Raw genomic sequence first — 10,073 nt, forward strand, 5'->3', positions numbered from 1 at the left:
CATGGCCAAGATCAAGAAGGGTGACCTCGTCCAGGTCATCTCGGGCGCTACCCAGGCCCGCGGTGGAGACCGCGGCAAGCAGGGCAAGGTCCTCGAGGTGCTGGTCGAGCGCAACCGCGTCGTCGTCGAGGGCGTGAACTTCGTCAAGAAGCACGTCCGCGTCGGCCAGACGCAGCGCGGCTCGAAGGAGGGCGGCATCGAGACCGTCGAGGCCTCGATCCACATCTCCAACGTCGCGCTCGTCGACCCGAAGACCAAGAAGCCGACCCGGGTCGGCCACCGCAACGTGGCCGTCACCAAGGACGGCGTGACCAAGACCGTTCGCGTGCGCTACGCGAAGGCGTCGGGTGAGGAACTGTAATGACTGACACCACCGCAGTGGCTGCGAAGGTTCAGCCGCGGCTCAAGGCCAAGTACCAGGCCGACATCATCCCCGCTCTCAAGGAGCAGTTCGGCTTCGGCAACGTCCACCAGGTCCCCGGCCTGGTCAAGGTCGTCGTCAACACCGGTGTCGGTGAGGCCGCCCGCGACGGCAAGATCATCGACGGCGCGGTCAAGGACCTCACCGCCATCACCGGTCAGAAGCCGCAGGTCACCAAGGCCCGCAAGTCCATCGCGCAGTTCAAGCTGCGCGAGGGTCAGGCCATCGGCGCTCACGTCACCCTCCGGGGCGACCGCGCCTGGGAGTTCCTGGACCGCCTGCTCTCGGTGGCGCTGCCCCGCATCCGCGACTTCCGCGGGCTGTCGGACCGCCAGTTCGACGGCAACGGCAACTACACCTTCGGCATCACGGAGCAGTCGATCTTCCACGAGATCGACCAGGACCGCATCGACCGCGTCCGCGGCTTCGACGTGACCGTCGTGACCACCGCCAAGACCGACGACGAGGGTCGCGCGCTGCTCAAGCAGCTCGGCTTCCCGTTCAAGTCGTCGGACAACGCGTAAGCAGCAAGCCACGAGGCCGGGGGACGGTGAGAACCGCCCTCCGGCCTCGTCGTGCGTCCGCCGCCGGACCGGTCCGTCCGGAGCCGGCGGCGGGCGCCACGCGGGATCCCCGGATCCCGTGCACGATCGGCCCTCGACCGCAGGACCTCGGCCATGTAGCATGGCTCGTTGGCCTGCGTTCGCGCGGCCGCATGGGCGTCGACGTCGTCGGCGCCGTCCCACACCACAGGTCGTCACTCTTGTAAAGGGTGCCGAAACCAGGCGAGAAAGGCACCATCAGCCATGACCATGACTGATCCGGTCGCAGATCTGCTGACCAGAATCCGTAACGCGAACTCCGCGCACCACGACTCCATCACCCTCCCGGGCTCGAAGCTCAAGGCGAACATCGCCGAGATCCTCAAGACCGAGGGCTACATCGCCGACTGGAAGGTCGAGGAGGCGCGCGTCGGCACGACGCTCTCCATCTCCCTCAAGTACGGCCCGAACCGCGAGCGCTCGATCGCCGGCATCAAGCGGGTCTCGAAGCCCGGACTCCGCGTGTACGCGAAGTCGGCCGAGATCCCCACCGTGCTCGGCGGCCTCGGCGTCGCCATCCTGTCCACCTCGAGCGGTCTCCTGACCGACCGCCAGGCCGAGAAGAAGGGCGTGGGTGGGGAAGTCCTCGCCTACGTGTGGTAACCCCTCATGTCGCGTATTGGAAGACTCCCCATCGAGATCCCGGCGGGCGTCGACGTCTCCGTCGCCGGATCCGCTGTGACCGTCAAGGGCCCCAAGGGCGAGCTGACCGTCTCGGTCGCCAGCCCCATCCAGGTGTCCGTCGAGAACGGCCAGGTGCTGGTCTCGCGTCCCGACGACGAGCGCGAGTCGCGCTCGCTCCACGGCCTCACCCGCACGCTCATCGCGAACGACATCATCGGTGTCACGCAGGGCTACTCCAAGGGCCTCGAGGTCGTCGGAACCGGTTACCGCGTGCTGGCGAAGGGCTCGGACATCGAGTTCGCGCTCGGCTTCTCGCACCCGGTCGTCGTCACCCCGCCCGCGGGCATCTCGTTCACGGTCGAGGGCAACAACAAGCTCACCGTGCACGGCATCTCGAAGCAGGCCGTCGGTGAGGTGGCCGCCAACATTCGTAAGATCCGCAAGCCCGAGCCCTACAAGGGCAAGGGCGTGCGCTACGCCGGCGAGGTCGTTCGCCGCAAGGCCGGAAAGAGCGGTAAGTGATCATGGGACTCGGAACCAGAGGAAAGAGCAAGTCCGCTGCGCGCGGTCGTCGTCACGACCGTCTGCGCAAGAAGGTCGTCGGATCCGCCGAGCGCCCCCGCCTCGTCGTCAACCGCTCGGCCCGCCACGTCTTCGTGCAGGTCGTCGACGACGCTCAGGGCCGCACCCTCGCGTCGGCGTCGACCCTCGAGGCCGACCTGCGCGTGTTCGACGGCGACAAGACCGCCAAGGCTCGCAAGGTCGGCGAGCTCGTCGCCGAGCGCGCCAAGAACGCCGGTGTCGAGGCGGTCGTCTTCGACCGCGGAGGCAACAAGTACGCCGGTCGCGTCGCCGCGATCGCCGATGGAGCACGAGAGGCAGGGCTCAACCTGTGAGCGCCGCAGAGAACAAGGAACCCGAGGTCGCCGCTGTGTCGGAGGCCCCCGTCGAGACCGCTGCGTCCACGCAGCCGCAGCAGGAGGCTCGTGAGCCCCGCCGCGGCGGCCGCGACCGCAACCAGGGTGGCCGCGACCGCGGTGGCCGTGACGCCGAGAAGAGCCAGTTCCTCGAGCGCGTCGTGACCATCAACCGCGTGTCGAAGGTCGTCAAGGGCGGCCGTCGCTTCAGCTTCACCGCGCTCGTGGTCGTCGGAGACGGCAACGGACTGGTGGGCGTCGGCTACGGCAAGGCCCGCGAGGTCCCGACCGCCATCTCCAAGGGCGTCGAGGAGGCGAAGAAGAACTTCTTCCGCGTCCCCCGCGTCGCCTCGACCATCCCGCACCCCGTCCAGGGTGAGGCCGCCGCCGGTGTGGTGCTCCTGCGCCCCGCCGCCGCGGGTACCGGTGTCATCGCCGGCGGTCCCGTCCGCGCCGTCCTCGAGTGCGCCGGCATCCACGACGTCCTGAGCAAGTCGCTCGGCTCGTCGAACACCATCAACATCGTCCACGCGACCGTCGAGGCTCTGAAGCAGCTCGAGGAGCCGCGCGCCGTCGCCGCTCGTCGTGGTCTCGACTTCGACCAGGTCGCGCCGGCACGTCTCGTCCGTGCCGAGGCCGACGCCCTCGCCGCCGCGTCCAACGCGAAGGCAGGTGCCTGATGGCCCAGCTCAAGGTGACCCAGATCAAGTCGAAGGTCAGCGAGAAGCAGTACCAGCGCGACACGCTGCGCTCGCTCGGCCTCAGGAAGATCGGTCAGAGCGTCGTCCGCGAGGACAACGCCCAGAACCGCGGATACGTGAAGACCGTCGCCCACCTGGTGAAGGTCGAGGAGATTGACTAATGGCTGAGACGAAGAAGGCCGCCGCCGCGGAGTCCACGACTCCCGCGCAGGCGACCACCACGAAGGGCGCGGCGGCGCCGGCGACCAAGGAGCACGTGCTCAAGGTCCACCACCTCCGCCCCGCTGCCGGAGCCAAGAAGGCCAAGACCCGCGTGGGTCGCGGTGAGGGCTCCAAGGGAAAGACCGCCGGTCGCGGCACCAAGGGCACCAAGGCCCGCTACCAGGTGCGAGTCGGCTTCGAGGGTGGGCAGATGCCGCTGCACATGCGCACCCCGAAGCTGCGCGGCTTCAAGAACCCGTTCCGGGTCGAGTACCAGGTCGTGAACCTGTCCGCTCTCGCGGAGCTCTACCCCCAGGGCGGCGACGTCACCATCGGCGACCTGGTCGCCAAGGGTGCTGTCCGCAAGAACGAGAAGGTCAAAGTCCTCGGGGACGGCGACATTGCGGTTAAGCTGAACGTCGCGGTCGACAAGGTCTCCAGCTCTGCCGAGCAGAAGATCGTCGCTGCGGGCGGATCCATCAAGTAGCACCAGCAGCTTGTCGGTCGAGCTTGTCACGCCGACTCCCTCCGGGAGCGCGTGGCAAGCTCGACCTGTATCCCGCACCACAGAATTGAGCAGGAGACCTTAGGTAGTGTTTGGCGCCGTTGCGCGGATCTTCCGCACCCCCGACCTCCGCCGCAAGATCGGCTTCACCCTCGCGATCGTGGCGATCTTCCGGCTGGGATCCTTCATCCCTGCTCCGTTCGTCGACTTCAGCGCCGTGCAGGCCTGTCTCGCCGGCAACCAGGGCACCTCGGGTCTCTACGAGCTCGTGAACCTCTTCAGCGGTGGAGCACTGCTCCAGCTGTCGATCTTCGCGCTCGGGATCATGCCGTACATCACGGCGTCGATCATCGTGCAGCTGCTGCGCGTGGTCATCCCTCACTTCGAGACCCTGTACAAGGAGGGGCAGTCCGGTCAGGGCAAGCTCACCCAGTACACGCGGTACCTCACCATCGCGCTCGGCGTCCTCCAGTCGACGACGCTGATCACCGTCGCCCGCTCGGGCGCCCTCTTCGGCAACTCAGGTGTCCCGGAGTGCTCGGCGCTCATCATCACCGACGAGTGGTACTCCATCCTCCTCATGGTCATCACCATGACCGCGGGCACCGGGATCATCATGTGGATGGGCGAGCTCATCACCGAGCGCGGCATCGGCAACGGCATGTCGCTGCTGATCTTCACCTCGATCGCCGCCCAGTTCCCCACCTCCCTGTGGTCGATCGCGCAGTCGCGCGGCTTCGAGACCTTCCTCCTCGTCCTCGGCGTGGGCCTCGTGCTCGTGGTCGCCGTGGTCTTCGTGGAGCAGTCTCAGCGGCGGATCCCCGTGCAGTACGCCAAGCGGATGGTCGGCCGCCGCACCTACGGCGGCAACAACACCTACATCCCGATCAAGGTCAACATGGCCGGCGTCGTGCCCGTCATCTTCGCCTCGTCGCTGCTGTACCTGCCCGCGCTCATCGCGCAGTTCAACCAGCCCGCCGCTGGCCAGGAGGCCCCGGTCTGGGTCACCTGGATCACGAACTACCTCACCAAGGGCGATCACCCGCTCTACATGGCGCTGTACTTCCTCCTGATCGTGGGCTTCACCTACTTCTACGTCGCGATCACCTTCAACCCGGACGAGGTCGCCGACAACATGAAGCGCTACGGCGGCTTCATCCCCGGCATCCGCGCCGGCCGCCCGACCGCCGAGTACCTCAACTACGTGCTCACCCGGGTGACGCTGCCCGGGTCGGTCTACCTCGGCCTCATCGCGCTCGTGCCCCTCGTGGCCCTCGCGCTGGTCGGTGCGAACCAGAACTTCCCCTTCGGCGGCACGTCCATCCTGATCATCGTCGGAGTCGGCCTGGAGACGGTGAAGCAGATCGACTCCCAGCTGCAGCAGCGCCACTACGAAGGACTCCTCCGATGACGTCGCATCCGATCGGCTTCCGTCTCCTGCTGATCGGCCCTCCGGGCGCAGGCAAGGGGACCCAGGCCGCTCGGCTGAGCGACATCCTCCGGGTGCCCGCCATCTCGACCGGGGACATCTTCCGCGCGAACGTCGCCAACGAGACCGAGCTCGGTCTCCAGGCGAAGGCCTACCTCGACAACGGGCGCTACGTGCCGGACGAGCTGACCAACGCGATCGTGCACGACCGCCTCCAGGAGGCGGACGCGTCGACCGGGTTCCTGCTCGACGGCTATCCGCGCACCACGGAGCAGGTCGACGAGCTCGACCGCATCCTCGCCGCGGACGACAACCGGCTCGACGCGGTCGTCCAGCTCACGGCCGATCCCGACGAGGTCGTCGGCCGCCTGCTCAAGCGCTCGCTCGAGCAGGGGCGCAGCGACGACACCGAGGACGTCATCCGGCGCCGACTCGCGCTCTACGAGGAGCAGACCGCTCCGCTCATCGACGTCTACGCGGCCCGCGGGCTCGTGGTCGTGGTCGACGGCCTCGGGCCGGTCGACGAGGTGACCGAGCGGATCGTCGTCGCCCTCGAGGGCCACCGCGTGGGCCGCCTCGACACCCCGGCCGCCTGAGCCGTGGCGTTCCGCTCCTCGCTCTACAAGACGCCCGCGCAGCTGCGGTCGATGCTCGCTCCGGGCCTCGCCACGGCCGCCTCGCTCGACGCGGTCCGCGCGGCGGTCCGCCCGGGCGTCACCACGCTCGAGCTCGACGCGATCGCCGAGGCGGCGATCGTCGCGCTCGGCGGCCGCTCGAACTTCCAGCTCGTCCCGGGCTACCGGCACACGATCTGCGCCTCAGTCAACGACGAGGTGGTCCACGGAATCCCCGGCGGGCGCGTGCTCGAGCCGGGCGACCTGGTCTCCATCGACAGCGGCGCCGAGATCGACGGCTGGAACGGCGACTCCGCGATGACGGTGGTCCTGCCCGATCCCTCCCGCCCGGAGGAGGTCGCGGCACGCGCCGAGCTCTCGCGGGTGACCGAGGGATCCCTGTGGCGGGGGATCGCCGCCCTCGCCTCCGCCCGCCATCTGAACGAGGTCGGCGCGGCGATCGAGGAGTACATCGAAGACGAGGCCGAGCGCTCGGGCCGCGTCTACGGCATCCTCACCGACTACATCGGCCACGGCATCGGGCGCACCATGCACGAGGCTCCGCCGGTCTTCAACTACCGGGTGCGCCAGCGCGGCCCCGAGGTGAAGCCGGGACTCGTCGTCGCGATCGAGCCGATGGTCACCGCGGGCAGCGCCGAGACCTTCGTCCGCGAGGACGAGTGGACGGTCGCGACCGAGGACAGCAGCATGGCCGCCCACTGGGAGCACTCCGTCGCCGTGCACCACGACGGCATCTGGGTCACCACGCTCGCCGACGGCGGCGCGGCCGGCCTCGCCCCCTACGGGATCGTGCCGACGCCCTTCGCCTAGAGGCCCCAACGCGGAGCTCCTCCGATCCGATGCGGAGGAGGCTCCTCGTGGCCTCTCGCGCCCGGCGGGGGTCCGTCGGGCGCCCACGAAGCGCGGGAGCGGGAGGACGACAGCGCCCTCCGGCTCCACCCGGAGTGCGGGTGTCGGCTAGCTGTCGATCACCCGCACCAGCTCCTCGATGAAGCCGCCGAAGTCCGTGGAGCGCCGGATGAGGCGCTGCACCTCCGCCCGGTCGGCGAACACCTCGACGAACTGGTCGAACACCGACTGGAAGGTGCTGCGGCCGGCCGAGGCGAACGCGATCATCGCGATCACGTTCACCCGCTGCTCGCCCCACTCCATCGCGGTGTCGTTCACGACGATCGCGATGGAGGTGCGGCGGGCGCTCATCGCCATCGCGTGCGGGACCGCGAGGTTGTCGGTGAACGCCGTGGAGCTCATCCGCTCGCGCTCGATGGCGCCGTCGACGTAGTCCTCGTCGATGATGCCGCCGGCGATCATCCGCTCGCCCAGCATCCGGATCATCGCCGCCTCGTCGCGCGCGTGCACGTTGCGGAAGAACAGCTCCTCGTCGAAGAACTGCAGCAGCTCGTCCTTGATCTGCGCGCGGCGGCGGTGCCGGCGGACGCGGGCGATGGCCCGGCGCACCGTCTCGACGTCGTGGTCGGTGAGGAACGGCTGCACGACCACGACGTCATCGGACGCGGGGCGCTCGTCGATCGTGGTGATCACGAGGTCGGCGGTGAGCCGGTCCCAGTCGACGTCGCTCCGCGTGATCAGCGAGCGCACCTCCACCTCGGTGCCGAGCGAGCGCTCGACGCGCAGGCGCAGCATGTGAGCGAGGTCGTAGTAGTTGGGGCAGACGATCACGCAGGACAGACGCTCCTCCCGCCGGGACACCCGCTCGAGGAACGAGCCGACGTGGAGGGCGATGTAGGCGATCTCGTCCTCGTTGACCACGACGCCCCGCCGGCGTTGCAGCCCGCTCGCCAGGAACACGGCGATCTCGTAGGTCATCGGGTAGCTGGTCTTGATCGAGCGGGTGAGCGGGTTGCGAGAGTAGCCGCCCTCGGCGGCCCGGGCGATCAGGTTCCGCACGTGCAGGGCGAGGCGGACGATGAAGCCCTCGTCGTCCAGGTCGACCAGGTACTCGCGGTTGACGTCGGCGACGAGCTCGCGGACGACGGCGAGGTCCTCCGGGTCGAGGTAGTTCTCGACCACGGCGGCGACCGGCTCGTTCTGCCCGGGCGTCGCCACCCGCGTCGTCATCAGGATCGCGAGCTGGGCGAGCTCGGCGTCGGTCAGGCGCGTCGCGAAGTGCCGCTCCACCAGCTCCGCCAGCAGGGCCGCGAGCTCGCCGTGGATCGCGGGGGAGGGGCGGGAGCCGGAGGGGTCCCCGATGCCCCGGGCGACGCGGTCGACGGCGATCGCGATGTGGAGGAGGACGCTGTTCACGCCGTAGTCGTTGATGTAGTAGCCGCGGGTCTCGAGCTCGGCCAGCAGCTCGGTCTTGAAGGCGCCGAGGCCGGGGGAGGCGAACTCGCGCTGGACGTCGTCGAGCGTGAAGACGCCCTGCGCGCTCTCGTCGCGGAACATCCGCGAGATCAGGCGGCGGCGGGCCTCCTCGCTGCCCTCGAGGCGCACCGACGGGCCGCGCCGGACCAGCCCGAGGCCGGCCTCGTCGGCGAGGGCCTTCACCCGGCGCAGATCGGCGTCGACGGTCGACTCGCTCACCGACAGCGCGTCGGCGAGGGCGAAGACGTCCAGGCCCTCGTCGGAGTCGACCAGGCGGCGGACGATGCTGTACAGCCGGTCGCGCGGGGTGTCGGGCTCGACGTCGCGGCTGCGCTGCGCCTCCAGGTAGGCCGCGTACGCCTCGCGCGCGAGCCGGTAGCCGTTCGCGGAGGACTCGACCGGCTCCAGCGGGGCGGCCTGCGCCTTCACCGCGGTGACGTAGCTCCGGACGCTGCGGGTGGTGACTCCGAGCCTGTCGGCGAGCTCGTGCGCCGTCACCCAGCCGTCGGCGCGGGAGAGGTACTCCAGCAGTCGTTCGCGGTTGTCAGGCATCAGGCTCCAGGCGTGCGGTCGGACCGGGCGCCGGGAGCGCCACGACCCTGCCGCGGGCCCGCAGGACGCGGGCGGCGAGTCGTACGTCCCGTCAGTCAATCACCCCGGCGACGCGCCCGGGAGCCCCCGCGCCGCGGGTGGAAGGGGCCGTCTTCCGCCCCCGCGGAAGATTGTCTGCTGGAGGGTGCCGCCCCTCCGAGGGGATGCTTGGATGAATCACGACCCGGACGCGAGGAGGCGAACGAGGTGCGGAAGATCCTGATCGTCTGCGGTGCAGGCGCGTCGAGCACGTTCCTGGCCCACCGGCTGCGAGCGGGCGCGAAGGAGCGCGGCATGGATGCCGTGTTCCGCTCCGAGACCCTCACCGGTCTCGACCACTCCCTCCCCGAGGCCGACGTCCTCCTCGTGGGGCCGCACCTCGAGTCGCAGTTCGACGGACTCCGCCACCGTGCGGAGCTCGTGGGAGCCGCGGCCGCCCTCCTCCCGCCCGATGTCTTCGGAGCGCACGGTGCCGATGCCGTGCTCGAGACCCTGCCCGTCCTCTTCGCCGCTCGCGCGGTCGTCGCAGGCGCGGACGGGGACTCCTCCACCCGCCCGGTCCGTCCGGGCGAGCCCGACTCCGGGCACCACTGATGCAGTCGCGACTGCAGGATCAAGGAGAAACGTTCATGGTCGAGCGCACCGTGCAGGTTGCATCGTCGAAGGGCCTCCACGCCCGCCCCGCCTCGCTCTTCAGCCAGGCCGCGGCGAAGTCGGGTCAGAAGGTCCTCGTTGCCAAGGGCGACGCGACCCCGGTCAACGCCGCGTCGATCCTCGGGATCATCTCGCTCGGCATCGAGCACGGCGACGAGCTCACCGTCAGCGTCGAGGGCGACAACGAGCAGGCCGTGCTCGAGGAGCTCGCGACCTTCCTCACCACCGACCACGACGCGTGACGCGGAGCGTCACGCAAGGCGGCCGGCCCCGGCGCCCACGGCGCCGGTAGCCGCGGCAGCCCCTGGAGCGTGACGTCGACTCTCACTGGGTCGCACCAAGCGCCTGCGGGACCCGGCCCCGCCCTCTGCCGGCCCGCTCGCCGCGGTGGCGGATCGTCGCGGCGGTGGCGGAGAGCGACGAGACGGCGCGCTCCTCCTCCTGGGCGACGCTGCGGGTGCTGGCGGT

The 10,073-nt window shown here is 69.6% G+C and carries 14 protein-coding genes; 13 read left to right on the forward strand and 1 reads right to left on the reverse strand.

What is annotated here, in order from left to right:
• Position 1 precedes the first annotated feature (1 nt).
• The 11 genes from rplX (at position 2) to map (ending at position 6,845) form a co-directional block, all read left to right on the forward strand.
• Positions 2–361, forward strand: a complete 360-nt coding sequence (gene rplX, locus C5C33_RS08575) for a 50S ribosomal protein L24 (protein ID WP_104224561.1) — start codon at positions 2–4, stop codon at positions 359–361.
• Positions 361–945 carry a 50S ribosomal protein L5 gene (gene rplE, locus C5C33_RS08580; protein ID WP_068209425.1) on the forward strand — a complete coding sequence of 195 codons (585 nt, stop codon included), beginning with the start codon at positions 361–363 and terminating at the stop codon, positions 943–945. The genes rplX and rplE overlap by 1 nt, the downstream gene beginning before the upstream one ends.
• 282 nt (positions 946–1,227) lie before the next feature.
• Positions 1,228–1,626 carry a 30S ribosomal protein S8 gene (gene rpsH, locus C5C33_RS08585; RefSeq protein WP_068209423.1) on the forward strand — a complete coding sequence of 133 codons (399 nt, stop codon included), beginning with the start codon at positions 1,228–1,230 and terminating at the stop codon, positions 1,624–1,626.
• A gap of 6 nt (positions 1,627–1,632) precedes the next feature.
• Positions 1,633–2,169: a 50S ribosomal protein L6 gene (rplF, locus tag C5C33_RS08590; protein WP_104224560.1), complete on the forward strand. Its 537-nt coding sequence runs from the start codon at positions 1,633–1,635 to the stop codon at positions 2,167–2,169.
• Between the two features lie 2 nt (positions 2,170–2,171).
• Positions 2,172–2,543: a 50S ribosomal protein L18 gene (gene rplR / locus C5C33_RS08595; RefSeq protein WP_056037296.1), complete on the forward strand. Its 372-nt coding sequence runs from the start codon at positions 2,172–2,174 to the stop codon at positions 2,541–2,543.
• Positions 2,540–3,244 carry a 30S ribosomal protein S5 gene (gene rpsE / locus C5C33_RS08600; RefSeq protein WP_104224559.1) on the forward strand — a complete coding sequence of 235 codons (705 nt, stop codon included), beginning with the start codon at positions 2,540–2,542 and terminating at the stop codon, positions 3,242–3,244. The genes rplR and rpsE overlap by 4 nt, the downstream gene beginning before the upstream one ends.
• On the forward strand, positions 3,244–3,426 hold the full coding sequence (rpmD, locus tag C5C33_RS08605) for a 50S ribosomal protein L30 (protein ID WP_181024623.1): 183 nt from the start codon (positions 3,244–3,246) through the stop codon (positions 3,424–3,426). The genes rpsE and rpmD overlap by 1 nt, the downstream gene beginning before the upstream one ends.
• A complete protein-coding gene (rplO, locus tag C5C33_RS08610; protein ID WP_104226755.1) occupies positions 3,426–3,953 on the forward strand; it encodes a 50S ribosomal protein L15 in 528 nt (175 codons plus the stop codon). Before rpmD ends, rplO begins: the two co-directional genes overlap by 1 nt.
• A 106-nt stretch (positions 3,954–4,059) precedes the next feature.
• The gene (gene secY, locus C5C33_RS08615; protein ID WP_104224557.1) at positions 4,060–5,382 is read left to right on the forward strand and encodes a preprotein translocase subunit SecY; all 1,323 of its coding nucleotides are present in this window, start codon (positions 4,060–4,062) and stop codon (positions 5,380–5,382) included.
• Positions 5,379–5,996, forward strand: a complete 618-nt coding sequence (locus C5C33_RS08620) for an adenylate kinase (RefSeq protein WP_181028829.1) — start codon at positions 5,379–5,381, stop codon at positions 5,994–5,996. The genes secY and C5C33_RS08620 overlap by 4 nt, the downstream gene beginning before the upstream one ends.
• A 3-nt stretch (positions 5,997–5,999) precedes the next feature.
• Complete coding sequence (map, locus tag C5C33_RS08625) at positions 6,000–6,845, forward strand: type I methionyl aminopeptidase (protein WP_104260915.1); 846 nt, start codon at positions 6,000–6,002, stop codon at positions 6,843–6,845.
• A 147-nt stretch (positions 6,846–6,992) separates the two neighbouring features.
• On the opposite strand, the gene C5C33_RS08630 is transcribed toward map, so the two are convergent.
• Positions 6,993–8,912 (reverse strand): BglG family transcription antiterminator, encoded by a 1,920-nt coding sequence (locus C5C33_RS08630; protein ID WP_104260916.1) that lies wholly within the window; start codon positions 8,910–8,912, stop codon positions 6,993–6,995.
• Positions 8,913–9,119: 207 nt separating this feature from the next.
• Here C5C33_RS08630 and C5C33_RS08635 point away from each other — a divergent pair, with 207 nt between their 5' ends.
• The gene (locus tag C5C33_RS08635; protein ID WP_181065531.1) at positions 9,120–9,545 is read left to right on the forward strand and encodes a PTS sugar transporter subunit IIB; all 426 of its coding nucleotides are present in this window, start codon (positions 9,120–9,122) and stop codon (positions 9,543–9,545) included.
• 35 nt (positions 9,546–9,580) lie between these two features.
• Positions 9,581–9,847, forward strand: coding sequence for an HPr family phosphocarrier protein (locus tag C5C33_RS08640; protein ID WP_104224553.1), 267 nt, complete (start codon positions 9,581–9,583; stop codon positions 9,845–9,847).
• Positions 9,848–10,073: the final 226 nt, after the last annotated feature.

Source organism: Rathayibacter sp. AY1H3 (assembly GCF_002932015.1).

What these genes read in the sequence shown, in the direction of transcription:
- C5C33_RS08640 (WP_104224553.1), top strand. Translation starts at nt 9,581, where the DNA reads ATGGTCGAGCGCACCGTGCAGGTTGCATCGTCGAAGGGCCTCCACGCC.
- rplO (WP_104226755.1), top strand. Translation starts at nt 3,426, where the DNA reads ATGGCTGAGACGAAGAAGGCCGCCGCCGCGGAGTCCACGACTCCCGCG.
- rplX (WP_104224561.1), top strand. Translation starts at nt 2, where the DNA reads ATGGCCAAGATCAAGAAGGGTGACCTCGTCCAGGTCATCTCGGGCGCT.
- rpsH (WP_068209423.1), top strand. Translation starts at nt 1,228, where the DNA reads ATGACCATGACTGATCCGGTCGCAGATCTGCTGACCAGAATCCGTAAC.
- rplE (WP_068209425.1), top strand. Translation starts at nt 361, where the DNA reads ATGACTGACACCACCGCAGTGGCTGCGAAGGTTCAGCCGCGGCTCAAG.
- rplF (WP_104224560.1), top strand. Translation starts at nt 1,633, where the DNA reads ATGTCGCGTATTGGAAGACTCCCCATCGAGATCCCGGCGGGCGTCGAC.
- C5C33_RS08630 (WP_104260916.1), bottom strand. Translation starts at nt 8,912, where the DNA reads ATGCCTGACAACCGCGAACGACTGCTGGAGTACCTCTCCCGCGCCGAC.
- rpmD (WP_181024623.1), top strand. Translation starts at nt 3,244, where the DNA reads ATGGCCCAGCTCAAGGTGACCCAGATCAAGTCGAAGGTCAGCGAGAAG.
- C5C33_RS08620 (WP_181028829.1), top strand. Translation starts at nt 5,379, where the DNA reads ATGACGTCGCATCCGATCGGCTTCCGTCTCCTGCTGATCGGCCCTCCG.
- rplR (WP_056037296.1), top strand. Translation starts at nt 2,172, where the DNA reads ATGGGACTCGGAACCAGAGGAAAGAGCAAGTCCGCTGCGCGCGGTCGT.